Annotated in this window: 22 protein-coding genes; 10 read left to right on the top strand and 12 right to left on the bottom strand. The window is 72.5% G+C overall.

What is annotated here, in order from left to right; all coding sequences use genetic code 11:
- The first annotated feature begins 60 nt into the window (after nt 1–60).
- Nucleotides 61–1,002, top strand: a complete 942-nt coding sequence (locus PSQ21_RS31990; RefSeq protein ID WP_274034825.1) for an FAD-dependent oxidoreductase — start codon at nt 61–63, stop codon at nt 1,000–1,002.
- Between the two features lie 107 nt (nt 1,003–1,109).
- On the opposite strand, the gene PSQ21_RS31985 is transcribed toward PSQ21_RS31990, so the two are convergent.
- Nucleotides 1,110–2,876, bottom strand: coding sequence for a BCCT family transporter (locus PSQ21_RS31985; RefSeq protein ID WP_274034824.1), 1,767 nt, complete (start codon nt 2,874–2,876; stop codon nt 1,110–1,112).
- Nucleotides 2,877–2,949: 73 nt separating this feature from the next.
- Nucleotides 2,950–4,335 (bottom strand): M14 family metallopeptidase, encoded by a 1,386-nt coding sequence (locus tag PSQ21_RS31980; protein WP_274034823.1) that lies wholly within the window; start codon nt 4,333–4,335, stop codon nt 2,950–2,952.
- Between the two features lie 548 nt (nt 4,336–4,883).
- On the opposite strand from PSQ21_RS31980, the gene PSQ21_RS31975 reads away from it, so the two are divergent.
- The gene (locus tag PSQ21_RS31975; protein ID WP_274034822.1) at nt 4,884–5,615 is read left to right on the top strand and encodes a MerR family transcriptional regulator; all 732 of its coding nucleotides are present in this window, start codon (nt 4,884–4,886) and stop codon (nt 5,613–5,615) included.
- 24 nt (nt 5,616–5,639) lie between these two features.
- Here the strand turns inward: PSQ21_RS31975 and PSQ21_RS31970 are convergent, their stop codons facing one another.
- The 4 genes from PSQ21_RS31970 to PSQ21_RS31955 are packed head-to-tail and all read right to left on the bottom strand — an operon-like array spanning nt 5,640 to nt 11,410.
- Nucleotides 5,640–7,811 carry a 3-hydroxyacyl-CoA dehydrogenase NAD-binding domain-containing protein gene (locus PSQ21_RS31970; RefSeq protein WP_274034821.1) on the bottom strand — a complete coding sequence of 724 codons (2,172 nt, stop codon included), beginning with the start codon at nt 7,809–7,811 and terminating at the stop codon, nt 5,640–5,642.
- A gap of 42 nt (nt 7,812–7,853) precedes the next feature.
- Nucleotides 7,854–9,068: an acetyl-CoA C-acetyltransferase gene (locus PSQ21_RS31965; protein WP_274034820.1), complete on the bottom strand. Its 1,215-nt coding sequence runs from the start codon at nt 9,066–9,068 to the stop codon at nt 7,854–7,856.
- 42 nt (nt 9,069–9,110) lie between these two features.
- Nucleotides 9,111–10,253, bottom strand: a complete 1,143-nt coding sequence (locus PSQ21_RS31960; protein ID WP_274034819.1) for an acyl-CoA dehydrogenase family protein — start codon at nt 10,251–10,253, stop codon at nt 9,111–9,113.
- Between the two features lie 8 nt (nt 10,254–10,261).
- On the bottom strand, nt 10,262–11,410 hold the full coding sequence (locus tag PSQ21_RS31955; protein WP_274034818.1) for a CaiB/BaiF CoA transferase family protein: 1,149 nt from the start codon (nt 11,408–11,410) through the stop codon (nt 10,262–10,264).
- 209 nt (nt 11,411–11,619) lie between these two features.
- Between PSQ21_RS31955 and PSQ21_RS31950 the strand changes: the two genes are divergently transcribed.
- Nucleotides 11,620–12,810 carry a saccharopine dehydrogenase family protein gene (locus tag PSQ21_RS31950; protein WP_274034816.1) on the top strand — a complete coding sequence of 397 codons (1,191 nt, stop codon included), beginning with the start codon at nt 11,620–11,622 and terminating at the stop codon, nt 12,808–12,810.
- Between the two features lie 21 nt (nt 12,811–12,831).
- Here the strand turns inward: PSQ21_RS31950 and mmpA are convergent, their stop codons facing one another.
- The 3 genes from mmpA to PSQ21_RS31935 all read right to left on the bottom strand — a co-directional run bounded on the left by mmpA (nt 12,832) and on the right by PSQ21_RS31935 (nt 14,259).
- Nucleotides 12,832–12,975, bottom strand: a complete 144-nt coding sequence (gene mmpA, locus PSQ21_RS31945; protein ID WP_274034814.1) for a morphogenic membrane protein MmpA — start codon at nt 12,973–12,975, stop codon at nt 12,832–12,834.
- 81 nt (nt 12,976–13,056) lie between these two features.
- Nucleotides 13,057–13,494 carry a glutaredoxin domain-containing protein gene (locus PSQ21_RS31940; protein WP_274034813.1) on the bottom strand — a complete coding sequence of 146 codons (438 nt, stop codon included), beginning with the start codon at nt 13,492–13,494 and terminating at the stop codon, nt 13,057–13,059.
- Nucleotides 13,495–13,566: 72 nt separating this feature from the next.
- Nucleotides 13,567–14,259, bottom strand: coding sequence for an endonuclease V (locus PSQ21_RS31935; RefSeq protein WP_274034811.1), 693 nt, complete (start codon nt 14,257–14,259; stop codon nt 13,567–13,569).
- Nucleotides 14,260–14,365: 106 nt separating this feature from the next.
- Here PSQ21_RS31935 and PSQ21_RS31930 point away from each other — a divergent pair, with 106 nt between their 5' ends.
- Both PSQ21_RS31930 and PSQ21_RS31925 read left to right on the top strand, forming a co-directional pair.
- Complete coding sequence (locus tag PSQ21_RS31930) at nt 14,366–14,662, top strand: YciI family protein (protein WP_274034809.1); 297 nt, start codon at nt 14,366–14,368, stop codon at nt 14,660–14,662.
- A 70-nt stretch (nt 14,663–14,732) separates the two neighbouring features.
- On the top strand, nt 14,733–15,599 hold the full coding sequence (locus PSQ21_RS31925) for an alpha/beta fold hydrolase (RefSeq protein WP_274034807.1): 867 nt from the start codon (nt 14,733–14,735) through the stop codon (nt 15,597–15,599).
- Between the two features lie 97 nt (nt 15,600–15,696).
- Here PSQ21_RS31925 and PSQ21_RS31920 read toward each other — a convergent pair whose 3' ends face one another.
- Complete coding sequence (locus PSQ21_RS31920; protein ID WP_274034806.1) at nt 15,697–16,833, bottom strand: WD40/YVTN/BNR-like repeat-containing protein; 1,137 nt, start codon at nt 16,831–16,833, stop codon at nt 15,697–15,699.
- 208 nt (nt 16,834–17,041) lie between these two features.
- On the opposite strand from PSQ21_RS31920, the gene PSQ21_RS31915 reads away from it, so the two are divergent.
- The 4 genes from PSQ21_RS31915 (at nt 17,042) to PSQ21_RS31900 (ending at nt 22,993) form a co-directional block, all read left to right on the top strand.
- The gene (locus PSQ21_RS31915) at nt 17,042–17,458 is read left to right on the top strand and encodes an SsgA family sporulation/cell division regulator (RefSeq protein WP_274034804.1); all 417 of its coding nucleotides are present in this window, start codon (nt 17,042–17,044) and stop codon (nt 17,456–17,458) included.
- A gap of 208 nt (nt 17,459–17,666) precedes the next feature.
- Nucleotides 17,667–19,298: an ABC-F family ATP-binding cassette domain-containing protein gene (locus PSQ21_RS31910; RefSeq protein WP_274034803.1), complete on the top strand. Its 1,632-nt coding sequence runs from the start codon at nt 17,667–17,669 to the stop codon at nt 19,296–19,298.
- Nucleotides 19,299–19,431: 133 nt separating this feature from the next.
- Entirely contained in the window at nt 19,432–21,831 is a 2,400-nt protein-coding gene (locus PSQ21_RS31905; RefSeq protein WP_274034801.1) for an excinuclease ABC subunit UvrA, read from the top strand.
- A 187-nt stretch (nt 21,832–22,018) separates the two neighbouring features.
- On the top strand, nt 22,019–22,993 hold the full coding sequence (locus PSQ21_RS31900) for an acyl-ACP desaturase (protein ID WP_274034799.1): 975 nt from the start codon (nt 22,019–22,021) through the stop codon (nt 22,991–22,993).
- 137 nt (nt 22,994–23,130) lie between these two features.
- Here PSQ21_RS31900 and PSQ21_RS31895 read toward each other — a convergent pair whose 3' ends face one another.
- Nucleotides 23,131–23,385 carry a WhiB family transcriptional regulator gene (locus PSQ21_RS31895; RefSeq protein WP_274034798.1) on the bottom strand — a complete coding sequence of 85 codons (255 nt, stop codon included), beginning with the start codon at nt 23,383–23,385 and terminating at the stop codon, nt 23,131–23,133.
- 109 nt (nt 23,386–23,494) lie between these two features.
- Nucleotides 23,495–24,289: a VOC family protein gene (locus PSQ21_RS31890; protein ID WP_274034797.1), complete on the bottom strand. Its 795-nt coding sequence runs from the start codon at nt 24,287–24,289 to the stop codon at nt 23,495–23,497.
- A gap of 336 nt (nt 24,290–24,625) precedes the next feature.
- Here PSQ21_RS31890 and PSQ21_RS31885 point away from each other — a divergent pair, with 336 nt between their 5' ends.
- On the top strand, nt 24,626–26,842 hold the full coding sequence (locus tag PSQ21_RS31885; RefSeq protein ID WP_274034796.1) for a DEAD/DEAH box helicase: 2,217 nt from the start codon (nt 24,626–24,628) through the stop codon (nt 26,840–26,842).
- Nucleotides 26,843–26,863: the final 21 nt, after the last annotated feature.

Below are 26,863 nucleotides of genomic sequence, written 5' to 3'. Positions count from 1 at the left end.
CCGGTGTCCGTTAGCGTCCACGCAGCGACCGGGTGCACCGATGTGACAGGAGTGACCGTGATGGGGGACGTGACCGTGAGGGCGGATGTGACCGTGGTGGGCGGCGGGGTCATCGGGCTGACCACCGCCGTGACGCTGGCGGAGCGTGGGCTGCGCGTGCGGGTCTGGTCGCGCGATCCGGCCGGAGCGACGACGTCGGCGGTGGCGGGCGCCCTGTGGTGGCCGTACCGGATCGAACCGGCGGAGCGGGTGGGCGACTGGTCGCTGGCGACGCTGGCGGTCTACGAGGGGCTGTCGGGCGCCCCGGAGGAGACCGGCGTACGGCGGGTGGCGGGGCTGCACGCCGGGGAGCGGCTCGCGGCGCTGGGCGACTGGTCGGCCGGGCTGAAGGACGCGGTGGAGGTGCCCGAAGGTCTGCGGGTGACGCTGCCGCTGCTGGACATGCCCGTCCATCTGGCGTGGCTGGAGCGACGGCTCGCGGCCGCGGGCGGCACGGTGGAGCGGCGGGCGGTGACGGGGCTCGCCGAGGCGGCGGAGCGGAGCCCGGTGGTGGTGAACTGCACGGGGCTCGGGGCGCGCGCGCTGGTGCCCGACGCCGGGGTGCGGCCGGTGCGGGGGCAGCTGGTCGCGGTGGAGAACCCGGGGATCGAGGAGTGGTACACCGAGGCGGATCCGGCGTCGGCCGCGACGACGTACTTCTTCCCGCAGCCGGGCCGCCTGGTGCTGGGCGGTACGGCCGAGGCGGACGATCCGCGTACCGAGCCCGACCGGGAGACGGCGCGGGAGATCGTGGCGCGGTGTGCGCGGATCCGGCCGGAGATCGCCGGAGCCCGGGTGCTCGGGCACCGGGTGGGGCTGCGGCCGGCGCGGGATGCCGGGGTGCGGATCGAGGCACAGACGCTGCCGGGCGGCGGTCTGCTGGTGCACAACTACGGGCACGGTGGCGCGGGCGTGACCGTGGCCTGGGGGTGTGCGCGGGCGGCGGCGGCGCTGGTGGGCTGACCGGGGCCCGGGCGCACCCCCAGGCCACGGTCACATGGGACACGACGTGCCGGAGCCCGCGGCCGGTCGGCGGTCGCGGGCTCCGGTACGGGCGGGCGGTTGCCCGGTCAGTCGGAGAGGCGCTTCTCCGTGGCCGTGGAGCCCGAACCGGTGGGACCCGGCTTGGGGCGCTCGTCCGTGACGGTGGTGGCCCCGGGGCCGATGCGGATCTCGAAGTCGCCGTCGTACTTGGCGTGCCCCTCGATCACCGCGGACTCGACCGCCTCCACGCCGAACTCCTGGCGGACGATCTGCGGGTCCTTGCGCAGATCCCGCATCAGGGCCACGCACATCCCGATCATCACCACGGTGAAGGGGGCGGCGACCAGGATGGTGAGGTTCTGGAGCCCTGCGAGCGCGTCGTCCTTCCCGTCGCCGATGAGGAGCATGATCGCGGCCACGGCCCCGGTCACTACGCCCCAGAAGACGACGACCCACTTACCCGGTTCGAGGACGCCCCGCTGCGAGAGGGTGCCCATGACGATGGAGGCGGCATCGGCTCCGGAGACGAAGAAGATGCCGACCAGGACCATCACCAGAATGCTCGTGAGCGTGGCGATCGGGAACTCCTGGAGGACGCCGAACAGCTGCGCCTCCGGGGTGTCGGCGCCGGTGAGCTTCCCGGCCTCGTCCAGCTTCATGGCCGAGCCGCCGAAGACGGCGAACCAGATCAGGCTGACGGTGCTGGGCACCAGGATGACGCCGCCGACGAACTGACGGATCGTGCGGCCGCGGCTGATCCTGGCGATGAACATGCCGACGAAGGGCGTCCAGGAGATCCACCAGGCCCAGTAGAAGACGGTCCAGCCGCCGAGCCAGTCGGCGACGTCACCGCCGCCGGTCGCCTCGGTGCGGCCGACGAGCTGCCCCAGGTCGGTGATGTACGCGCCGAGGGAGGTGGGCACCAGGTCGAGTACGAAGATCGTGGGGCCGGCGATGAAGACGAACACGATGAGAAGGAGAGCCAGCACCATGTTGATGTTGGACAGCCACTGGATGCCCTTCTCGACGCCGGAGACCGCGGAGGCGACGAAGGCGACGGTCAGCACGGCGATGACCATGACGAGAAGTCCGGTGCCCGCCTTCTCCAGCCAGTCCAGTTCCTGGATGCCGCTGCCGATCTGGAGCGCGCCGAGGCCCAGGGAGGCCGCGGAGCCGAACAGGGTGGCGAAGATGGCCAGGATGTCGATGACGCGGCCGACGCCGCCGTAGGCGTGGCGCTTGCCGATCAGCGGTTCGAAGACCGCGCTGATCGTCTGCCGCCTGCGCATCCGGTAGGCGCTGTAGGCGATGGCGAGCCCGACCACGGCGTAGATGGCCCAGGGGTGCAGCGTCCAGTGGAAGAGCGTGGTGGCCATCGCCGTCTGCATGGCCTCGGCCGAATCGGCGGGGTCGGTGCCGGGCGGCGGGGTCCGGAAGTGGGCGAGGGGCTCGGCCACGCCCCAGAACATCAGCCCGATGCCCATGCCGGCGCTGAACATCATCGCGATCCAGGAGATGGTCCGGAACTCCGGCTTCTCGCCCTCCTGGCCGAGGCAGATCCTTCCGTACCGGCTGACGGCCAGCCACAGGGCGAAGATGACGAAGGCCGACGCGGCCAGTATGAAGGCCCAGCCGCCGTTGTGGATCAGCCCCTCGAGCAGTTTGCCGGAGACGCTCTCCAGGGAGTCGGTGGCGGTCGCGCCCCAGACGACGAAGGCAAGCGTGAGGACCGCCGCGACGCCGAACACCACCCGGTCGGTGGTCGGGGTTCTGGTGCTGACCGGATCGGGGGGAAGGTCCGCCGTGACCGGCAGCCCTTCCCTCCCGTCCGTTGTCCGGTCGTCCTGGGGCACAAGTGGCACCTTTCACCGAGTCTGATTGAGGCTGTCCGTAGGCAGTACCACACCTGCCCGGAATCTCAAGGAATCAACAAGCCGTTCTGGCTCGACCGTTTGCGAGGTGATAGGTCGCCCGCGGATCGAGGAGCAGCGGAATCAGGCGTCGAGCCGACTGACGCATGGGCACGAACGCGCCATCTCCCTCCGGGCGGGCCGTGACGCCGTGCAGGGCCAGCTCGCCCTTGACCGCCGCGTATTGGGCCCCGCCCAGCCAGTAGCCGCACGGTGGGTCGGCGAGGGTCTCGGCGGGCTCGGCCGGGTCGTTGTCGGCGCCGCCGAGGTACACCGGGCCCCGGTCGGCGAGGCCGGTCAGGCGCGAGAGGGCGGTGGCCGTCCGGAGCCGGGCGCGCTGCTCGTCGGTGAAGGCGAAGAGACCGCCGAGCGCGGTCCGCTGGGAGTGGACCCTGCGCCGGTGGTTGAGCGCCTGATCCGCCTTCTCCGCGTCGCTCAGCGCGTCGACCCGGGACTCGATGAGCAGCCCGACGGCGTGTTTGAGGCCCGAGGTGTTGCGCAGGATGCGTTCCTGGCCGTCGCCGGCGACCTGCTTGACGGGCTCCCCGGTGGCCGGGTCGGTCCAGATGTCGTAGTGGCCGTTGCTGTAGCCGCCCGCCGTCGCGGCGGGGCGGACGTAGCGCTCGGAGAGGGTGCGCGCGACGTCGTGGACCCGGTCGTCGACGTTGAGGTTGCGCGGCCACAGCGCGAACAGGTCCTTGTCGTAGTACGGCGGGGTCGCGCCGTACTCGTGCAAGTCGTAGATCACCTGGGGCCGTTCGTCGCGTACGACGGTGGCGACGGCTCGCGCCTCGGCGGTCTTCAGGGCGATGTGGTCGCGGTTGACGTCGACCCCGTCGGCGTTGCCTCGGGTGTCGGCGGCGCGTCCGTCGGGGTTGGCCGTGGGCAGCACCAGCAACGTCGTACGGGCCAGGAAGGCGCGGGTCGCCCGGTCCTCGGCGAACGCGAGGTCCCGGATGGTGGTCAGACAGGCCTCGCGCCCGGCGGGCTCGTCCCCGTGCTGGCTGCAGATCAGAAGCACCGTGGTGGCCCCGGGGCGCTCCTGTCCGACGCGTACGAGCCGCAGGGGCCGACCCTGAACGGTCGTGCCGACGCGGTCCACGAAGACCCGGTCGCTCCCCCGGTCCACCGCGGCGAGGAAGGACCGCTCCTCCGCCTCGCCGGTCCAGCGGGCCCCCTCGCTCGTCTCGAACCCGGTGCGCGGCGGACGGTGGGCGGCCTCGGCCGGCGCGATGGCGAACGGGAGGGCCAGCCCGGCGAGCGTCGCCGCCACGGCCGTCCGGCGCATCGCTTTCGCCCCGGGCCGCGGGGGCACGGACTGCCGCCGGGCGGGGTCGGCGACCGGCGCGAGCCACGGCTGCGGGCTGAGCATGCGCAGCGCGCGAGCGATGCGGGGGGTCATCAGCGGCTGCCTCCGGAGGGGTGGGGGCGGGCGCCGTGACGCCCGTCCGGCTGTCGGCGATGTGCGGACGTTACCCCGGCGAACTCCTGGGCGACAGGGGGTGATCACCACTGTCCGTACGGCCGTCCGTGACGACGGCATGGCGAACGGGGGCCGGAGCGCCCGAAATGGCCCGTCCCGCCCCGGCCCGCCCCGGCCCGCCCCGGTCCGGTCCGCCACGACCGGCGTTCACGAACGGGAGGTCACCCCGGCGGCTCCCCCGGCGGCTCCCCGGTGAAGGGCGAGGACCTCTCCGTCGTCGTCCGACGGAACGGCGGGCGGTCAGCCGTTCCGACGCGCCTCGGCGGCGCGGGAGGCGCGTCCCGCCGTACGCGACGCGGCGCTGCCCGTCTCCTTCCGCCCCTGGTCCCTCGCTCGCGGAAGGACCCCGGCGGCGGGGTCCGGGGCGGGCCCGGGGTGGACGGCGGGGCGATGGTGCCGGAGACTTTCACAGTAATGGTGAGACAGCGGCACTGTCCGATACGAGGGTTCGACGGCGGGGAGCAGAGATGGCGACGGGGACCGACGGGCCGACACTCACGGTGGACGAGCTGGCGGCGCGCGCCGGGGTGACCGTGCGCACCGTGCGGTTCTACAGCACCCGGGGCCTGCTGCCGCCCCCGGTCATCGGCCCCCGCCGGGTCGGGCACTACGGGCCCGACCATCTCTCGCGGCTCGCGCTGATCGAGGAGCTCCAGCAGCAGGGCATGACGCTCGCGGCGATCGAACGCTATCTGGAACAGCTGCCGCCCGACCTGAGCGCCCACGATCTGGCGATCCACCGGGCGCTGGTCGCCTCCTGGGCGCCGGACCGGACCGAGGACCTCTCCCGGGCCGAGCTGGAGCGGCGCGCCGGGCGGGCACTGTCGGAGCCGGACGTGGAGCGGCTGGCGGCGATGGGGGTGCTGGTCCGTCCGCAGGAGCCCGGCGGGCACCACCGGGTGGATCTGGGGCTGCTGCGGCTCGGGGTGGAGCTGCTGGACGTGCCGATCGCGCACGAGACGATCCTGGCGGCGCGGACCGTTCTGCTGGAGCACACCCGCTCGGCCGCCCAGGAGATGACCCGGCTGTTCCGGGACGAGGTGTGGAGCCCCTACCGGGAGCGCGAGGGCGACCCGGAGCATGTGGCGGCGATGAAGTCACTGTCCGCCGATATGCAACCGATCGTGGTGCAGGCGCTGGTGACGGCGTTTCAGCGTTCGCTGAAGGAGGAGCTGCGGGCCGCGTTCACCGCCGAGTGACGGTGGACGCGGCGCGCGGGCGCCTCAGTCGTGGAAGGTCTCGCCCTTCCGCGCCTTCTCCACCAGCAGGGCGGGCGGCAGGAACCGGTCGCCGTACCGCTCGGCGAGTTCCCGGGCGCGGGCCACGAAGCCGGGCAGGCCGCCCTCGTACCCGTTGATGTACTGGAGCACGCCGCCGGTCCACGGCGGGAAGCCGATGCCCATGATGGAGCCGATGTTGGCGTCGGCGACGGAGATCAGGACGTTCTCCTCCAGGCAGCGGACGCTGTCCAGGGCCTCGGAGAAGAGCATCCGCTCCTTCATGTCCTCGAAGGGCACATCGGCGTCCGGCTTGGCGAAGTGCTCGCGCAGTCCGGGCCAGAGGCCTGCCCTCCTGCCGTCCTCGTCGTAGTCGTAGAAGCCCGCTCCCCCGCTGCGGCCCGGGCGGCCGAACTCGTCGACCATGCGGTCGATGACCGCGTCGGAGGGGTGGCCGGGCCAGCTGCCGCCGGCCTCCTGAACCGCGCGCTTCGTCTCGTCGCGGATCTTGCGCGGCAGGGTCAGGGTCAGCTCGTCCATCAGGGAAAGCACCTTGGCCGGGTAGCCCGACTGGGCGGCGGCCTGCTCGATCGAAGCGGGCTCGACGCCCTCGCCGACCATGGCGACGCCCTCGTTGATGAACTGGCCGATGACGCGCGAGGTGAAGAAGCCGCGCGAGTCGTTGACGACGATCGGCGTCTTCTTGATCCGGCGGACCAGGTCGAAGGCGCGGGCGAGCGCCTCGTCGCCGGTGCGCTCGCCCTTGATGATCTCGACGAGGGGCATCTTGTCGACGGGCGAGAAGAAGTGCAGCCCGATGAAGTCGACGGGGCGCGAGACGCCTTCGGCGAGGACGGTGATCGGGAGGGTGGAGGTGTTGGAGCAGAGCAGCGCGTCCGGCTCGATGACGTCCTGGATCTCCTGGAACACCTTGTGCTTGAGGGCGGTGTCCTCGAAGACGGCCTCGATCACCGCGTCGCAGCCCGCGAGGTCGGCGGCGTCGCCGGTGGGGGTGATCAGGGCCAGCAGTTCGTCGCGCTTCGCCTCGGTCGTACGGCCCCGGGACAGCGCCTTGGCGAGCAGCTTCTCGCTGTACGCCTTGCCCTTGGCGGCCGCCTCGGTGGAGACGTCCTTGAGGACGACCTCGATCCCGGCCTTGGCGCAGGAGTACGCGATGCCCGCGCCCATCATCCCGGCGCCGAGCACGGCGACCTTGCGGACGGGCCGCTCGGGGATGTCCTTGGGACGGTTGGCGCCTGAGTTGACGGCCTGGAGGTCGAAGAAGAACGCCTGGATCATGTTCTTGGCGACCTGGCCGGTGACCAGCTCGGTGAAGTACCGGGCCTCGATGGTCAGGGCGGTGTCGAAGTCGACCTGGGAGCCCTCGACGGCCGCCGCGAGGATGTTGCGGGGCGCGGGCATGGGCGCGCCCCCGAGCTGCTTCTTCAGGTTGGCCGGGAAGGCGGGGAGGTTGGCGGCGAACTTGGGGTTGGAGGGGGTGCCGCCGGGGATGCGGTAGCCCTTGACGTCCCAGGGCTGCTGGGACTCGGGGTTCGCGTCGATGAAGGCGCGGGCCTTCTCGATCATCTCCTCGCGGGTGGCGGCGACCTCGTGGACGAGGCCGTTCTCCAGGGCGCGCCGGGGCGTGTACTGGGTGCCCTGGAGCAGCACCTTGAGCAGGGCGTCGGCGATGCCCATGAGGCGTACGGTCCGGGTGACGCCGCCGCCCGCCGGGAGCAGGCCGAGGGTGACCTCGGGCAGGCCGATGCGGGAGCCGGGGGCGTCGAGGGCGACGCGGTGGTGGCAGGCTAGCGCGATCTCGTAACCGCCGCCGAGGGCCGCGCCGTTGATGGCGGCGACGACGGGCTTGCCGAGGGTCTCGATGCGGCGGAGGGATGCCTTGATGGCGTTGCCGGCGTCGAAGGCGTCCTGGGCGTTCTCCGGGCCGACCTTGATCATGTCCTTGAGGTCGCCGCCGGCGAAGAAGGTCTTCTTGGCGGAGGTGTAGATGATGCCGCGGATCGTGTCCTTCTCGGCCTCGGCGCGGTCGGCGACGGCCGCGATGGAGTCCTTGAAGGCCTGGTTCATCGTGTTGGCCGACTGGTTCGGGTCGTCGAGGACCAGGGTGACGACGCCGGTGTCGTCCTGTTCCCAGCGGATGGTGGTGCTCTCGGTCATGTCGGTGTCTTCTCCGTAGGCAGAGGGGCCGGGGCGGGACGGTCAGATGCGTTCGACGACGGTGGCGACGCCCATGCCGCCGCCGACGCAGAGGGTGACCAGGCCGAACCGCTGGTCGCGGCGCTCCAGTTCGTCGATGACGGTGCCGAGGATCATCGCGCCGGTCGCGCCGAGCGGGTGGCCGAGCGCGATCGCGCCGCCGTTGACGTTGACCTTGTCCAGGGAGAGTCCCATGTCCTTGACGAAGCGCAGGACGACTCCGGCGAAGGCTTCGTTGATCTCGACGAGGTCGATGTCGTCGATGGTCAGCCCGGCCTTGGCGAGCGCCTTGCGGGTGGCGGGGGCGGGGCCGGTGAGCATGATGGTGGGCTCGGATCCGGAGACGGCGGCGGAGACGATGCGGGCGCGGGGGGTCAGGCCGTAGCGCTCGCCGACCTCCCGGGAGCCGATGGCGACGAGGGCCGCGCCGTCCACGATGCCGGAGGAGTTGCCCGCGTGGTGGACGTGGTCGATCTTCTCGACCCAGTGGTACTTCTGGAGGGCCACCGCGTCGAAGCCGCCCATCTCGCCGATCCCCGCGAAGGAGGGCTTGAGCGCGGCGAGGGAGTCGGCGGTGGTGCCGGGGCGCAGGTGTTCGTCGTGGTCGAGGACGAGAAGGCCGTTGCGGTCCCTGACCGGGACGACGGAGCGGGCGAAGCGGCCCTCCTTCCAGGCGGCGGCGGCGCGTTCCTGGGAGAGGGCGGCGTACTCGTCGACGTCGCGGCGGCTGAAGCCCTCGATGGTGGCGATGAGGTCGGCGCCGATGCCCTGCGGGGCGAAGCCGGTCTCGAAGCTGGTCATCGGGTCCATGGCCCAGGCCCCGCCGTCGGAGCCCATCGGCACCCGGGACATCGACTCGACGCCCCCGGCCAGGACGAGGTCCTCCCAGCCGGAGCGGACCTTGGCGGCGGCCAGGTTGACCGCTTCCAGGCCCGAGGCACAGAAGCGGTTCTCCTGGACGCCCGCGACGGAGTCCGGCAGGCCGGCCGCGATGGCGGCGATGCGGGCGATGTCGGAGCCCTGGTCCCCGAGCGGGCTGACCACGCCGAGGACGATGTCGTCGATGGCGGCCGGGTCGAGGTCCGGGAAGCGGCCCCGGATCTCGTGGATGAGGCCGACGACGAGGTCGATCGGCTTGGTGCCGTGCAGGGCGCCGTTGGCCTTGCCGCGGCCGCGCGGGGTGCGGATCGCGTCGTAGACGAATGCTTCGGTACTCAAGACAGCTGCCTTTCGAGGGTGGTGGAGAGGGGGAGCGGAGACTCAGGCAAGCAGCGAGCGGCCGATGATCTCCTTCATGATCTCGGTGGTGCCGCCGTAGATGGTCTGGACCCGGCCGTCGGTGAACGCCTTGGCAACCTTGTACTCGCTCATGTAGCCGTAGCCGCCGTGGAGTTGGAGGCAGCGGTCGGCGACGCGCTTCTGCAGTTCGGTGGCCCACCACTTGGCCATGGAGGCGTGGACGGCGTCCAGGACGCCGTCGGAGTGGTCGACGATGCACCGGTCGAGGAAGGTCCGGGTGACGGCGCACTCGGTGGCCATCTCGGCGATCTCGAAGCGGATGTGCTGGAGCTTGGAGAGCGGACGTCCGAAGGCCTCGCGCTCCTTGACGTACTGGGTGGTGATCTCCAGCAGGTGTTCGGCGGCGGCGATCCCGGCGACCGCTATGCCCATGCGTTCCTGGGCCAGGTTGGTCATCAGGTGGGCGAACGCGCCGTCGAGTTCGCCGAGGAGGTTCTCCTTGGGGACGCGGACGTCGTGGAAGAACAGTTCGGCGGTGTCCTGGGACTTCTGGCCGATCTTGTCGAGGTTGCGGCCCCGCTCGAAGCCCTCGGCGCCGCGCTCGACGACGATGAGGGACAGGCCCTTGGCCCCGCCCTCCGGGGTGGTCTTCGCGACGACGACGACCAGGTCGGCGAGGATGCCGTTGGAGATGAAGGTCTTGGAGCCGTTGAGCAGCCAGTGGTCGCCCCTGTCCTCGGCGGTGGTGCGGATGGCCTGGAGGTCGGAGCCGGCGCCGGGCTCGGTCATCGCGATCGCCGTGATGGTCTCGCCGGAGCAGAAGCCGGGGAGCCAGCGGCGCTTCTGCTCGTCGGTGGCCAGGCCGGTGAGGTAGGGGCCGATGATGTCGTTGTGCAGGCCGATCGCGAGGCCGGGGGCCCCGGCCCGGGTGAACTCCTCGGCGAGGACGGCGCTGTAGCGGAAGTCGTCGCTGCCGCCGCCTCCGTACTCCTGCGGGACGGCGAGGCCCAGCAGCCCCGCGCGTCCGGCGGCGAGCCAGGCGTCACGGGAGACGATGCCGTCCTGCTCCCACTGCTCGTAGTACGGGAGGACCTCCTTGGCCAGGAAGGCCCGGACGGTCTCGCGGAAGGCGTCGTGCTCCTCGGTGAAGATCTGCCGTTGCACGGGGGCTCCTAGTAGGTGTCGGGTGAGTCGGCGGGCCGCAGCGCGGGGACGTTCCAGTCGGCGGCGACGGCGGCCGTGTCGCCGCCGGGCAGGGCGGGCCCGCCGCGTACGGAGACGGGGGTGGCCGAGAAGCGCGGGGCGGGGGCGGGCTGGACGAGACCGCTGTGCTCGACGAAGGTGGAGCGGGCGGCGAGGTGCGGGTGGTGCGGCGCTTCGGTGAGCGAGAGCACGGGGGCCACGCAGGCGTCGGTGCCGTCGAACACCTCGGTCCACTCGGCGCGCGTACGGGTCAGGAAGCGTTCGGTGACGGCGGCGCGCAGCTCGTCCCAGCGGGCGAGGTCCCACTGGTCAGGGAAGGCTTCCGCGAGGCCGAGGAGGCCGACGAACTCCGCGTAGAACTTCTCCTCCAGCGGGCCGACCGCCAGGTGGCCGCCGTCGGAGGTGGCGTAGGTTCCGTAGAACGGGCAGCCGCCGTCGAGGAGGTTCGTGCCGCGCCGGTCCTGCCAGCTCCCGGCGGCCAGCATGCCGTGGATCATCGTGGCGAGATGGGCGGCGCCGTCCACGATGGCGGCGTCGACGACCTGGCCCTCACCGTGGGCGCGGGCGTGCTGGAGCGCGGCGAGGACGCCGACGACGAGGTAGAGCGAGCCGCCCGCGTAGTCGCCGACCAGGTTGGCGGGGACCACGGGCGGCTCGTCCGGCTTGCCGATCATGGACAGGGTGCCGGTGAGCGCGAGGTAGGCGATGTCGTGTCCGGCGCGCTCGGCGAGCGGTCCGTCCTGGCCCCAGCCGGTCATCCGGCCGTAGACGAGCTTCGGGTTGCGGGCGAGACAGGCGTCGGGCCCGACGCCGAGGCGTTCGGCGACGCCGGGGCGGTAGCCCTCGATCAGGATGTCGGCGCGTTCGACGAGGTCCAGGACGCGGGCCGGCCCCTCGTCGCTCTTGAGGTCCAGGAGGACGGAGCGCTTGTTGCGGTTGGTGAGGTCGGACGCGGGATCGATGCCGAGCCCCGCGGTGCCGGGCCGGTCGACGCGTACGACGTCGGCCCCGAGGTCCGCCAGCAGCATCGCGGCGAACGGTCCGGGCCCGATGCCCGCCAGCTCGACGACACGGACACCGGTCAGCGGACCGTGCCCGGGCGTTGGACCATGCGCCATCTGTGAGCCCCCAAGGGTGTGACACAACCGATGTAACATCAGTGATGCTAAGAAGCCGCCCGGCTCCGCACAACCCCTCGGGCCGAGCAAGCGCTTAGTTCCTCCCTCCGATCCTCTCGCATCCGGCCCGCCCGGCCGCACGCCGCCACGGCGCTCTCCGCTACCCTCTGCCTGCCACGTCGGCACCCGTCTCCCAGCCGGAGGTACTCGTGAACAGGCAGAACGACGCGCCCCGCCCCTTGGACGTCGTCCTCTTCGGTGCCACCGGCTTCGTGGGGACGCTCACCGCCGAATACCTGGCGGCACACGCCCCCGCGGGCCTGCGCTGGGCCCTGGCCGGGCGCAGCCGGACCAAGCTGGAGGCGCTGCGCCGACGGCTCACCGTGATCGCGCCCGGCTGCGCGGAACTGCCGCTGCTGGAGACCGACGCGGACGACGCCGAGGCACTGGCCGAACTGGCCGCCTCCACCCGGGTGGTGGCCACGACGGTGGGACCGTACGTCCGTTACGGCGAGAAGCTCGTCGCCGCCTGCGCGGAGGCCGGGACGGACTACGCGGACCTCACCGGCGAGGCGGAGTTCATCGACCGGACGTATCTGGAGCACGACGCACGGGCCCGCGAGACGGGAGCGCGCATCGTGCACGCCTGCGGCTTCGACTCCGTCCCCCATGATCTGGGGGCGTACTTCACCGTCAAGCAGCTGCCCGAGGACGTACCCCTGACCGTCGACGGCTTCGTCCGCACCGACGCGGTGTTCTCCGGCGGGACGTTCGCCTCGGCACTGACCGCGATGGGCCGGGGCCCGCAGATGCTGGCCGCCGCCCGGGAACGCCGGCTGCACGAGCCGCGCCTGGTGGGCCGGCGCGTCCGCACCCCCGCGGGCTCCCCGCACTTCAGCGGGCCCGTCGGCACGTGGGCGCTGCCGCTGCCGACGGTGGACCCGACGATCGTGGGCCGCTCCGCGCGGTCCCTGGAGCGGTACGGCCCCGACTTCCGCTACCGGCACTTCGCCTCGGTCAAGACGCTGCCGATGGCTCTCGGCGCCCCGGTGGCGATCGGCGCGCTGGTGGCCGCCGCGCAGGTGGAGGGCGCCCGGGAGTGGATGATGAGGCGTTACGAGCCGGGGCAGGGGCCGGACGCGGAGCGCCGCGGGCGGAGCTGGTTCACCATCCGCTTCGTCGGCGAGGGCGGCGGGCGGCGCGTCTTCACCGAGGTGTCGGGCGGCGACCCGGGTTACGGCGAGACGGCGAAGATCCTCGCCGAGTCGGCGGTGTGCCTGGCCCTGGACGAGCTGCCGGAGACCTCAGGGCAGGTCACCACGGCCGTGGCCATGGGTGACGCGCTCCTGGAGCGGCTGACGGCGGCGGGGCTGCGGTTCCGGGTGGCGGCGGTGCGGTGACGGATACCTCTGGGACTCTCCCTAGAGGAGCCAGTTGGCCAGCGTGTAGAGCATCGCGCCCACCCAGACCAGCCCGACGGCGCTCCCGAGGAGCATGCCGAGGGCCATGCGGCGCTGAGCGGGGCCGAAGGGCTCGGTGCGGACAGCTGTACGAGAAGCGTTCATATGTGTCAGCCTGCCCAGCTGTACGGATCTACGCCATCCGTACGCGTACTCAGTTGCAGGACTGTTCCACGCCCGGGACCGTCACGCGGCGGGCGGCAGCTGTTCGCGTACCCACGACGGGTCCGGATTGGTGTGCGGCCGGTCCGCCACGAAGACGGTCGGCACGGTCTCGTCGCCCCCGTTGGCCGCCCGCACCTCGGCGGCTCCCGCCGGGTCGCGCCAGATGTCGACCCAGTGCAGCCGGGAGGCGTCGCGGCCCAGCCGGAGACGGAGCCGCAGACAGTACGTGCAGCCCGGCCGCCAGTAGACCACCGGGCGGCCGTCGACGGCGCTGCGCCGGCGGGCCTCGGCGGCGGGGACCGTCCTCGGGAAGATCAGGGGCGAGTTCATCCCGGCGAACAGCGCGAACAGCACCAGGAGCACGGCCGCCATGACGGGGTCGCCCCTGCGGGCGAGTCCCGTCGCGACGACGGCTCCACTGAGCACCAGCACGACCGGCAGCATCCACACACGCGTCATGACGACGCACGCTATCCCCGCGCGGCCCCGCCCATCGAGGCGGGCCGCCCGCCCGGGGCCGCAGGGCCCGCGTCAGGCGGTCGCCTCCCGCAGGGTCTGCCGGCACAGGGCGTCCGCCCGGCGGGTGCTCTCCGGCTGGCGGAAGCGGCCGGCGAGGCGGAGCGTGTGGGCACAGGCGTTGTCGAGGCTGATGCGGTGGCCCACGGAGACGAACACCGGGTTGGTGTTCTCCTGGGTGCGCAGCGCCCGGCCGACCACCTCCTCGCCGTCCAGCAGCGGGGAGAAGTCGCCGCGACGCGGGCCGGGGGCCTCGTAGGTGAACGTGAACGGGTTCTTGCCGACGCCAATGGCCGGCAGCCCGGTGAGCACGCCCAGGTGGCTGGCGAGCCCGAAGCGGCGCGGGTGCGCCAGACCGTAGCCGTCGCAGATGACGAGTCCCGGGTCGACGCTCAGCTGCTCCAGGGCCTCCAGCGCCGTCGGGATCTCCCGGAAGGCCAGCAGCCCGGGGACGTACGGGAAGGTGATCCGGCCGACGGCGGTGGCCTCGTCGACGGTCTCCAGGGTCACCGCGTCCAGCACCACGGCAGCCGCGACGACGACGTCCTTCACATCGTCGTAGGCCACGTCCACCCCGGTGACCAGCCCGGTTCCGGGCTCCGGCCCCGCCTCGTCCAGGATCACCCGGCCGCGCAGCCGGTCCTGGATCGCCCGGCCCTCGGCTTCGTCGGCGGGGGTCTCGTGGGCGGGGGTGGGGGAGGTCGTCATGTCCGGAAGCTTATGCGGTGACGGGCCCCGGCCCGTGACGCGGCGTTGGGCGGACCCCGCCGCGAGGCCCCGGGACGGGCGGCCGGGATCCCGTAGCCTGACGATCATGTTCGTACTCGAATTGACCTACACGGCTCCGGTCGAACGCGTCGACGCGCTGATGCGGGAGCACCTCGCCTGGCTCGACGAGCAGTACACGGCGGGCGTCTTCATCGCCTCGGGCCGCAAGAACCCTCGGGACGGCGGAGTGATCCTGGCCGTCGGGGAGGACCGGGCGGCGATCGAGAGGACCGCGGCGGCCGATCCCTTCGCCGAGCACGGTGTGTGCGCGTACCGGATCACCGAGTTCATCGCCACCAGAACGGCGCCCGGACTCGTCCCGTACCAGCAGCAATTGCCGTAGCGGGGGGCCCGCCCGGACCCGGTGCCGCCCCGGCCGATGAGTTTCCGGGGCGGGACCGGTCTGCACGGGTATGGAAACGTACACACTCAAGACAGCCGGCGCCGACCTCGTCCACGACGTACGCGGCCCCCTGCCGACCGCTGACGGCCGCCCGCCGCTGTTCATGATCGGGCAGCCCATGGACGCGACCGGGTTCGTCGCGCTCGCGGCACGCTTTCCGGAGCGGACCGTGGTGACCTACGACCCGCGGGGGCTCGGCCGCAGCATCCGCAAGGACGGGCGGACCGACCACACGCCCGAGACCCAGGCCGACGACGTGCACGCCGTCATCGAGGCGCTCGGGGCCGGGCCGGTGGAGATGTTCGCCAGCAGTGGCGGAGCGGTCACCGCTCTCGCCCTCGTGGCGCGCCACCCCGGTGATGTGACGACCCTCGTCGCGCACGAGCCGCCGCTCATCACGCTCACCCCGGACGGCCCGGCGGCCGTCCGGGCGCGGGCCGGGGTCCGGGACGCGTACGAGAAGCGGGGGTGGGGGGCCGGGATGGCCGCGTTCGTCGCCATGACCTCGTGGGAGGGCGAGTTCACCGACGCGTACTTCGCGCAGCCCGAACCCGATCCCGCAGCGTTCGGCATGCCCGTCGAGGACGACGGCACGCGCGGCGACCCGCTGCTGTCCGACCGGTCATGGGCGATCAGCGACTACCGGCCGGACGTCGCCGCCCTCTCCGCTGCCGCCACCCGCGTGGTGATCGCCGTGGGCGAGGAGTCCCGGAGCGTGCAGACCGGGCGTACGTCCGCCGCGATCGCGGAACTGCTCGGACAGCGGGCGACCGTCTTCCCGAGCCATCACGGCGGTTTCCTCGACGGGGAGTTCGGCTACCCGGGAAAGCCGGACGAGTTCGGGCGGCGGCTGCGGGAGGTGCTCGACGGCGCCTGATCGAGGCCGGTCACCCGGACCGGGACAAACCCCGCGAGCATGCGTGCCGGACGCCGCGCGGCAGACGGCAGTTTGACGACAGGACCTAACGAGCTCGTTAGAGTCCCAGCCGGGCCACCCGCCCCTTCTCGCCCGCCGCCCAGCAGCCCAGGTCGGGCGTGCAGTCGACGGTGTCGTACGAACCGGCGTCGACCGTCCGCCAGGTGCGCCCGCCGTCCAGGGTGAGGTCGGTGCCCGTCGGGCCGACGGCCAGGGCGGCGGAGCGGCTGTGGGGCAGCCAGGTGACGCCTGAGCGGTACGCGGGCGGCGGGGTGGCGGACGCCCGCCAGCTCCGGCCGCCGTCCCCGGTGACGGCGGCGGCCTCCGGGGAGGCCTGGTCGGGGCGGTAGTCCCCGCCGACGGCGATGCCGTGCCCCCGGTCGCGGAAGGCGACGGCGAAGACCCCGCGGGCCGGGTCGCCCGCCGGGAGGGTCGACGCGCTCGCCGTCCAGGTCAGGCCCCGGTCCCGGGAGTGCAGGACCCGGGCGGTCGCCGCTCCCCCGGTGGTCAGCCAGACGTCCTTGGAGCCGGAGCTGACCAGGCACTGGCCGCTCGCCGCGAAGCCCGCCTCGCCCGGCTGGGCGGCGGGCATCCCGGCGTCGGGCAGGACCCGCCAGGAGCGGCCGCCGTCCGCCGTGGACAGGACCCGGAACTTCCCGTCCACCGGGTCGCCCGCCGCGAGACCGTGCCGGCTGTCGAAGAACGTCAGGCAGTTGAAGAAGGCTCGGGGATCGGTGTTGCGGAAGGACTCGGTCCAGGTGGCCCCGCCGTCGTCGGTGCGCAGGACCCGGGACGCCTCGCCCTCGCCGATGGCCAGGGCGACGGCCCGGCGGGCGTCGAACGCCTCGATGTCCCGCAGCTCCAGTTCGGCGGCGCCCGGCGGTGACACGTCGCGCCAGGTGCGGCCGCCGTCGCCGGTGCGCAGGACCGTGCCCTTCGACCCGGCGACCCAGGCGGTGGTGCGGCTGACCGCGGCGAGCCCCCGGAAGCGGGCGTCGGTGCCGGTGTCGGTGAGCCGCCAGCCGGGCAGGAGCCCGCGGGCGCTCGTCTCCCGGGACGCGGCTCCCCCGGCCGGTGTCCCGGCCGGGTCGTCCGCCGGCGTCGCGTGTGCGCCCGGAGCGACCAGTGCGGCGGCCAGTGCCGCGCCGCCGGTCACCAGTGCCATCAGCCGTCTCGTGTTCCCCATGGCCTTCATGGCGCTGGAAGCTAGCCGACGGGTTCCGGCCCGTCCAGGGTGCGTCGCCGCCGATCGGGCAGGAGAGCGGGGTGCCGGAGGTCCCGGAGGGGGCCGTCGGAAGCCGGTGACGCAGCTCACGCCGCGCGCCGGTGCACGAAACGAGGAGTTCCGTCGTCTACTCCAATGCCGGGAACCGTTTACCCGGCCGCGCGAGAGGGAGCAGGTCTTGTCCAGCGTTATCGAGCAGTCCGTGCAGGCCCGCATGGTCGCGTCCGCACCGCGGATGGAGACCCTGCCCGCCACTCTTCAGTACGACCGCCAGTACCCCTTCGCCGTGCGTATGGCGTTCCCGGCCCCGGCGACTCTGGAAGGCACCGAGGTGTCCTGGGAGTTCTCCCGCGAGTTGCTGTCCACCGGGGTGGACTCCCCCGCCGGGCAGGGAGACGTACGCGTACGGCCGTTCGGGTACGAGCGGACCGTGCTGGAGTTCCACGCCCCCGAGGGCATCGCCATGGTCCATGTGCGCACCGAGGAGCTGAGGCACTTCCTCCAGCGGGCGCAGGAGCTGGTTCCGGTGGGCGACGAGCACCGGTATCTGGACCTGGACCGGAGCCTGACCGAACTGCTGGGCGGTCCTCGCTGACCCCGTAAATCCGGTTGCCGGGCCCGCGCCCCGGCCCTACCTTCGTGAGCGTTCCTGTTGTCGCCGATCGGAGTGGGACGTTGCTGATCTGAGGTCCTGTGCACACCGTGCAGCGCCCGCCGCGTCATGCCGCGGCCGGAGCGCCCGTGTGCGATCTCAGCTTCTTCCAGCCGTCCCTGTCGTTCCCGACGCACAACGGGAGATCCGTATGTCTGCCACCGACACCCATCTCAGCTGTACCTCCCTCACCTTCTCCTGGCCCGACGGCAGCGAGGTCTTCACCGGCCTCGATCTGGCCGTGGGGCCCGGCCGTACCGGTCTCATCGGCCTGAACGGCTGCGGCAAGTCCACTCTGTTGCGCCTGCTCGCCGGTGAACTCGTGCCGCAATCCGGGGTGATCAGGACCGGCGGCGAGCTCGGTTACCTTCCCCAGGCGCTGGTGCTGGACACCGCGCTGCGGGTCGACGAGGTGCTCGGCGTCGCGGACCGGCGCGCGGCGCTCGACGCGGTCGAGTCGGGCGACGTCCGGCCCGAGCACTTCGCGGTGATCGGCGACGACTGGGACATCGAGGAACGGTCCCTCGCCACTCTGGACAAGCTCGGCCTCGGGCACATCGGTCTCGACCGCGCCATCGGAGAGATGTCCGGCGGCGAGTGCGTCCTGCTGCGGCTGGCCGCGCTGCTGCTGGAGCGGCCCGGGGTGCTGCTGCTTGACGAGCCGACGAACAACCTGGACGCGTACGCCCGTCGACGGCTGTACGACGCGGTCGACGCCTGGACCGGCGCCCTGCTCGTCGTCAGCCACGACCGGGAGTTGCTGGAACGGGTCGACCGGATCGCGGACCTGCGCGAGGGTTCGGTCACCTGGTACGGCGGAAACCTGTCGGCGTACGAGGAGGCGCTTGCCGTCGAGCAGGAGGCGGCGCAGCGCATGGTGCGGGTCGCCGAGTCGGACGTACAGCGACAGAAGCGCGAACTGGCTGACGCTCACGTGAAGTTGGCCCGGCGCAAGCGCTATGGGCAGAAGATGTGGGACAGCAAGCGTGAGCCCAAGGTCGTCATGGGGCAACGCAAGCGCTCCGCGCAGGAGTCGGCCGGCAAGCACCGCATCCTGCACGCCGAGCGGCTGGCCGCGGCCAGGGAGCGTCTCGACGAGGCGGAGCTGGCGGTGCGGGAGGACGAGGAGATCCGGGTCGAGCTGCCGGGGACCCGGGTCCATCCGGGAAGCGAGGTACTGCTGCTGCGCGATCCGGTGCCGCCCTACGGTCCGCCGCTGCGGGGCGAGTTGATGGTGCGGGGCCCCGAGCGGATCGCGCTGACCGGTCGCAACGGGGCGGGCAAGACGGCGCTGCTCCGGTTGATCGCCGGTGAGCTGGCGCCCCTTTCGGGCGAGGCGTGTGCCCTGGTCGCGACGGGGTTCCTGCCGCAGCGGCTGGACGTGCTCGACGACGCGTCGTCGGTGGCGGCGAACGTGGCGCGGTCGGCCCCCGACCGCACGGACAACGCCGTCCGGGCCCGGCTGGCCCACTTCCTGTTCAAGGGGGCGGCGGCGGACCGCCCGGCGGGGACCCTGTCGGGCGGGGAGAGGTTCCGGGCGACCCTGGCGACGCTGCTGCTGGCCGATCCTCCGCCCCGGCTGCTGCTGCTCGACGAGCCGACGAACAGCCTCGACCTGGCGAGCGTACGGCGGCTGACCGAGGCGCTGGAGGCGTACGAGGGGGCGTTGATCGTGGCGAGCCATGACGTGCCGTTCCTGGAGTCGGTCGGGATCACCCGCTGGCTCCGGCTCGACGGGGCGTTGCGGGACACGACGGCGCAGGCCGTGCGCGAGGGCCGCTGAGACCGTACGGGGGAGGTCCGCACGGCAGGCGCGGGGAGGCGACAGCGCGGAGATCGCACGGATCACGCGGATCACGCGGATCACGCGGAAAAGGAGACAGAAGCTGTCGGGTATCCCGCCTAGCGTCGCGCTCATGAATCCCTTCCCCGAGCGCTGTGCGGAGCCGGACGCCCCCGGCTCCGCGCACCGCGACATCGTCATCACCGGCGCGCGCGAGAACAATCTGCGCGACGTCTCCCTCCGGATCCCCAAGGGCCGCATCACGGTGTTCACCGGTGTGTCCGGCTCGGGCAAGTCCTCGGTCGTCTTCGACACGATCGCCGTGGAGTCGCAGCGGCAGCTGAACGAGACCTTCACCTCGTTCCTCCGCAACCGGCTGCCGAAGTACGAGCGGCCGCACGTCGAGTCCATCGAGGACCTTTCGGTGGCCATCGTGATCGACCAGAAGCCGCTGGGCGGCAATGTCCGCTCCACGGTGGGCACGGCGACCGACATCTGGTCGGTGATCCGGGTGCTGTTCTCCCGGTGCGGGACCCCGAGCGCGGGCGGGGCGACCGCGTACTCGTTCAACGACCCCAGCGGGATGTGCCCGGAGTGCGACGGGGTGGGGCACACGGTCCAGCTGGACCTCGACCGGGCGATCGACTGGTCGAAGTCGCTGAACGAGGGGGCGCTGCTGCTGCCCGGGCTGGCGGTGGGCAGCTGGGAGTGGAATCTGTACGGGGACTCGGGGCGCTTCGACAACGATCTGCCCCTGTCCGAGTTCGGCGAGGAGGAGCGGCGGACCCTGCTGCACGGTTCGGGTTTCACCGTCCGCGTCGGCATGCGGACCGGCTCGGCCGACATGCGGTTCGAGGGGGTCGTGACGCGCTTCGAGCGCCTGTACCTCAAGCGCGACACCGCCTCGCTGTCCGAGAAGCGGCGCGAGGCGGCCGCCCGGTTCACCGTGGAGCGGGTGTGCGGGGCCTGCGGCGGGGCACGGCTGAACGCGGCGGCTCTCGCCACCCGGATCGACGGCTTCTCGCCCGCCGACTACGGGCGGATGGAGGTCTCCGAACTCGTCGGCGTCCTGGAGCGGATCGTCGATCCGGTGGGCGGGCCCATCGCCGCCGCGGCCCGGGAACGGCTGGAGCGGCTGGCCGGCATCGGGCTCGGGTATCTGAGCCTGGACCGGGAGACCACGACCCTGTCGGGGGGCGAGGGACAGCGGCTCAAGATGGTGCGGCACCTGGGCAGTTCGCTCACCGGGCTGACGTTCGTCTTCGACGAGCCCAGCGTCGGTCTGCATCCGCGCGACGTCGGGCGGCTGGGCGATCTGCTGGTACGGCTGCGGGACAAGGGCAACACGGTGCTGGTCGTCGAGCACGACCCGGACGTGATGGCCGTCGCCGACCATGTCGTCGACATGGGGCCGCAGGCCGGGGCGGACGGCGGGCACATCGTCTTCGAGGGGCCCTTCGAGCGCCTGCGCGGGGCCGACACGCTCACCGGCCGGTCGCTGCGCCGCCGCATCCCGCTGAAGGAGACCGTCCGGTCCCCCACCGGCCGGCTACCGGTGTACGGGGCCGACCTGCACAACCTCAAGGGCCTCGACGTGTCGTTCCCCGCCGGGGTGCTGACCGCGGTGACGGGGGTCGCGGGATCCGGGAAGTCGACCCTGGTGTCGCGGGTGTTCACAGCGGCGTACCCGGAGGCGGTGGTGATCGACCAGAGCGCGATCACGGCCTCGTCGCGCTCCACCCCCGCGTCGTACATCGGCGCGCTGGACGCCATCCGCAAGGTGTTCGCCCGGGAGAACGGCGTGGACGCGGGGCTGTTCAGCTTCAACTCCGCCGGGGCCTGCGCGGGGTGCTCGGGTCGCGGCGAGATCTCGACCGATCTGGCGTTCATGGATCCGGTCACCACGACCTGCCCGGAGTGCGAGGGCCGCCGCTTCCACGACGACGTCCTGAAGCACCGGGTCGGCGGCCGTTCGATCGTGGACGTCCTGGACATGACGGCGGCGCGGGCGGCCGGGCTGTTCGAGGATCCGGTGCTGCTGCGGAAGCTGCGCACCCTCGACGCGGTCGGCCTCACCTACCTCACCCTGGGGCAGCCGCTCTCCTCGCTGTCGGGCGGTGAGCGCCAGCGGATCAAGCTCGCCACCCAGCTGCACCGCACCTCCAGCGTGTACGTGCTGGACGAGCCGACGACCGGACTGCACCTGGCGGACACGGGCAGGCTGGTGGATCTGCTGGACCGGCTGGTCGACGCGGGGAACACGGTGATCTGCGTGGAGCACAACCTGGATGTGGTCAAGCGGGCGGACTGGGTGATCGACCTCGGTCCGGACGGCGGCAAGGGCGGCGGGGAGCTGGTGTTCGAGGGGACGCCCGCGGATCTGCTCGCGCATCCGACGTCCGTCACCGGCCACTATCTGCGCAAGGACCCGGGAGTGGAACCACCCCTGGGTCCCGGGATGGAGCGGCCCCGTAACCCAGGGGTGGAGCAGCCTCGCGATCCGGGAGTGGAACAACCCGTTCCGGAGCGGTGAGAAGGGGCCGGGAAAGAGCCCCGGAAGGCGCCGGGAGGGCGCTCGGACACCTTCCCACCTGGTCGTATGACTCCGTGTATCCGCTCACCTCCGGGGACGGGCTTGGCTTTGGCCTTACGGTCGCCTTAACCTACGGTCACGTAACCTACGAAGCCGTAGGTAATTCTCCCGTCCCCAGGAGCTCCCCGTGACGATCACCTCTCCCCACCTCGGCAGTTCCAAGGCGTGGACCGACGCCCAGCTGCTGTACGCGCTGGAAGAGGTGGTGGAGAAGGAACTCAACCGCCATCTCAAGGTCGCCAAGGACTGGATGCCCCACGAGTACGTCCCCTTCTCCGACGGCCGGAACTTCCCCGGCGTCTTCGAGGACGGCGAGGCGTGGGCGGCCGACCAGTCCAAGGTCACCGACATCGGCAAGATCGCCCTCGTGGTGAACCTCCTCACCGAGGACAACCTCCCCAGCTACCACCACGAGATCGCCTCCCTGTTCGGGCGCGACGGCGCGTGGGGCACCTGGGTGCACCGCTGGACCGCCGAGGAGGGCCGCCACGGCATCGTGATGCGCGACTATCTGCTCACCTCGCGCGCCGTCGACCCGGACAAGCTGGAGCAGTTCCGCATGGCGCACATGGCGGAGGGCTTCGAGTCGGACAACCGGCACTCGATGCTGCACTCCGTCGCGTACGTCGCCTTCCAGGAGCTGGCCACCCGCGTCTCGCACCGCAACACCGGCCACCAGTCCGGCGACCCGGTCTGTGACCGGATGCTGGCCCGGATCGCGACCGACGAGAACCTCCACATGGTCTTCTACCGCAACCTCCTGGGCGCGGCCTTCGAGCTGGCTCCCGACCTGACCATGCGGGCCGTGCGCGATGTCGTCGTCGACTTCCGGATGCCCGGACACGGCATGCCCGGCTTCGAGCGGGCCGCCGCGCAGATGGCGATCGGCGAGATCTACAACATGCGCATCCACCACGACGACGTGATCCAGCCCGTGCTGCGCTTCCTGAAGGTCATGGAGATCGACGGGCTCGGCCCGGAGGGTGCGAAGGCCCAGGAGGAGCTCGGTCTGTACATGAGCGGCCTGGACAGCGAGGCGTCGAAGTTCGACGAGAAGCTCGCCGCCCGCAAGGCCCGGATGGTGGCGCGCGGCCGCGCCTGATCCCCACCGGCACCCTGATCCATCAGGTTCCCCGGGCCCGCCGGGCCGTCGGTCATGGCCCGATCGCGCTGGGCCCGGGCCGAACACCCCAGCCGTTCACGGTGCGTGGTGCGGCCGGGTGTGTGCGGCCGGGGTGTTCAGACCCGGCCGCGGCCTTCTCTGCGCAGCCGCTCGCGCTCCTTCTCCGACAGGCCGCCCCAGACGCCGAACCGCTCGTCGTTGGCGAGTGCGTACTCCAGGCAGGCCATCCGGCCCTCGCAGGCGTTGCACAGCTGCTTGGCCTCGCGGGTCGAACTGCCCGGAGCCGGGAAGAAGAACTCTGGCCCGGCCTGCGCGCACAACGCGGTCTCCTGCCAGGCGAGCGCGTCGTCGGTCACGGTATTGATCAGCATGGTGCACACCGTGCCCGGTGGCGATAAACAACTGATCAACGATTCATCAATCCGCTCCGGGCGCGGCCTCGCCCGAGTCGTCGCCCGTGCCGGCGGGCGCAGCCCGTGTCTACTGCCTCGGCTCGGGCCGCATGACCGCGAAGACCGCACCGTACGGGTCTGCGACGTTGGCCATCGTGCCGACGCCGGGCACGTCCATGGCGGCCAGGGTCTCCGTGCCGCCGAGCCGCTTCGCATCGGCCACCGTGGCGTCGACGTCGGCCACGGCGAAGTACGGCAGCCAGTGCGGGCCGCGCGCGGCCTCGGACGGGACGTCGCCCATCCGGACCAGACCGCCGAAGGACGCGTCCGGGCCGGCGCCGGCCGGGTGGACGGTGGTGTAGGTGTAGTCGGTGCCCTCCACCTTCAACTGGTCGGTCCCCCAGCCGAAGACACTGGCGAAGAACGCGGACGCCGCCGGGACGTCGGAGGTGTACAGCTCGGCCCAGAGGAACGAGCCGGGCTCCTGGACGACGCCGAAGCCGGAATGCTCCTTCGGCTGCCAGGCACCGAAATACGCTCCGGCGGGGTCCGTGAAGCCGCCCATGCTGCCGAGATCCAGGACGTCCATCGGCTCGAACGCGGCGCTGCCGCCCGCCCGCGCCACCGCCGCGGCGGTGGCGGCGATGTCGGGCGACTGGAAGGAGACCGACCAGGCGCTCGGCGCTTCCTCCTCCGGCACCGTCATCACACCGCCGACGTACCGGCCGTCCAGCGTGAACATCCCGTAGCCGCCGACCTCGGGGCCGCCGGGGACCAGGCCCCATCCGAACAGCTCCCGGTAGAAGGCGGCCGCCGCGTCGAGGTCGGGGGTGCCGAGATCGACCCAGTTGGGCGCTCCGTCGAGGAAGGTGGGGCTGATCATGGCGTGCTCCTGGTCGGTCCGGGTGATCCTGCGCGTGCTGTGCTGCCGGTCGGTTCCTCTCCATTCGAGTCTCGCACCGGGCACCGACCGCCGCAGTCCGCGCGGGGCCGACCGGGTCGCGGTCGGACCGGCGGTGCTCGCGTCCGCCGCGCGCTCAGGTTAGGCATCGCCCGCCTGCCGGGGCGAAGCGTTGGAGCGGCGCGTCGCGCGGCCGTCGGGGGGCGGGGTCGACGGTGCGCGCCCGGGGCCTGTCGGTGGGGCGTGGCACGATGGGGCGATGGCCGACGGAGCGGGGGCCCGGGGCGGTGAGCCCCCTCCGGGAACATGAGGACGTACATGAAGCGGAGCGGGACGGCGGGCAGGACACTCACGCAGGGGGCCGCCGAGAGCCCGGTCCCCACGGGTGGCGCGGTCCGTGAGCTGCTCGCACGGGCGGAGCGGCTCCTGGAGAGCGCCCGTGCCGTGCCGGCGGACCGAAGAGACGCCGTGGCCGCCGTACGCTCCGTGCTCGATCCGCTGCTCGACTCCCTGGTGGGCCGGGAGCTGGCCGTCATTCCCGTCTCCCGGCTCAAGGACGTCACCGAGGGGCGGCTGCGTCTCGGGGCGCTGGAGCAGGCCGGGTTCGGCACGGTCGGCCAGCTCCACGGCACGAACCGCTACGAGCTCCGGCAGCTTCCCGGCGTCGGTGCCCACACCGCCGACCAGGCGCTGGCCGCCGCCGCGCAGATCGCCCACGCCGTGCGGGACACCGTCTCGGTGCGGATCGACGTGGACGCCCCGGACGACACCAGCACCGCGCTGGTCATCGCCCTGCACCGGCTGGCCGAGGCGGGAGCGGACGCGCGGCGGGCGGTGGACGCGGCCCGACGGCTCGCCGAGCGGCTCGGCCCCCCGGTGGCTGCGGCCGCCCCGGCCGGGAGCCGGCTGCGGATGCTGTTCACCGGGCGGGAGGCGCGGGCGCGGGCGCGCGAGGCCGTCGGCGCGGTGCACGCGGCGGTGGCGGACGCCGTGGAGCGGGAGCTGCCGGTGCTCTTCGCGCAGGCGTCGGCCGACCTGTTGCGCTCCCCGGCGTCGCCCGCCGAGGCCTGGGTGGACTTCGAGCTGCGGTCCGCCGAGTACTACAGCCTGCTCGCCGAGCTGTCCGGCAGCGGTCCGGACCGGGACGCCTCCGAGGGGTTCCTGCCCGCCGGGATCGCGGACCGGGTGCGCGCGCTGCGCCTCGACGACACGCGTCTGCGGGTGTCCCTGCGGGGGTACCAGGCGTTCGGGGCGCGTTTCGCACTGGCGCAGAAGCGGGTCGTCATCGGGGACGAGATGGGGCTCGGCAAGACCGTGCAGGCCATCGCGGCCCTCGCCCATCTCGCCGCCCGCGGCGAGAGTCACTTCCTCGTGATCTGCCCGGCGAGCGTGCTGATCAACTGGACCCGGGAGATCCGGGCCCGCTCCACCCTGCGCGCCGTGCCGGTGCACGGCGCGGAGCGGGCGGAGGCGTTCACGGACTGGCGGGAGAACGGCGGGGTGGCGGTGACCACCTTCGACGCGCTGCACCTGCTGCCCGTGGCGGCGGACTCGGCGCGGCCCGGCATGCTGGTCGTGGACGAGGCCCACTTCGTGAAGAACCCCGCGGCCCGGCGGTCGCGGGCGGTCGCCGGCTGGGCGGAGCACGTGGAGCGGGTGCTGTTCCTCACGGGCACCCCGATGGAGAACCGGGTCGAGGAGTTCCGCAGCCTCGTGCGCCAGCTGCGCCCCGAACTCGCGCCGGCGGTCAGCTCCACGCACGGCGCGGCCGGTTCGCGGGCCTTCCGCCGGGCCGTCGCCCCCGCCTATCTGCGCCGCAACCAGGTCGACGTGCTGGCCGAACTCCCGGCGCTGGTCCACGTGGACGAGTGGGAGGAGTTCGGCGCCGAGGACCGGGACGCCTACCGCCGGGCGGTCGCCTCCGGTCGGTTCACGCGGATGCGCCGGGCCGCCTACGCCGTGCCCGGGTCCTCCGCCAAGCTGGAACGGCTGCGCGAACTCGTCGACGAGGCGCGGGACAACGGCCTGAAAGTGGTGGTGTTCTCCTACTTCCGCGAAGTCCTCGCGACGGTCGGGGAAGCCCTGGGGCCGGATGCCCACGGGCCGCTCTCCGGGAGCGTCCCGCCGGCCCGGCGGCAGGAGCTGGTCGACGCCTTCTCCGCCGCGGACGGGCACGCGGTGCTGCTGAGCCAGATCCAGGCCGGGGGCACTGGACTGAACATGCAGGCCGCCTCCGTGGTCATCCTGTGCGAGCCGCAGATCAAGCCCACGCTGGAGCACCAGGCGGTCGCCCGCGCCCACCGGATGGGCCAGGTGCGCACGGTCCAGGTGCACCGGCTGCTGGCCACGGACAGCGTCGACCAGCGCCTGGTGGAGCTGCTGGCCCGCAAGGACCGGCTCTTCGACGCCTACGCCCGGCGCAGCGACCTGGCGGAGACCACCCCGGACGCGGTGGACGTCTCCGACGCCGAGCTGGCCCGGCAGATCGTCGAGGAGGAGCAGCGGCGGCTCGCGGACGGCACCCGCCGCCCGTGACCGGGCCCGCCCCTCGGCGCG

This window comes from Streptomyces sp. MMBL 11-1 (assembly GCF_028622875.1).
Classification (GTDB): domain Bacteria; phylum Actinomycetota; class Actinomycetes; order Streptomycetales; family Streptomycetaceae; genus Streptomyces.
This window is presented reverse-complemented; position numbering and strand designations above follow the sequence as displayed.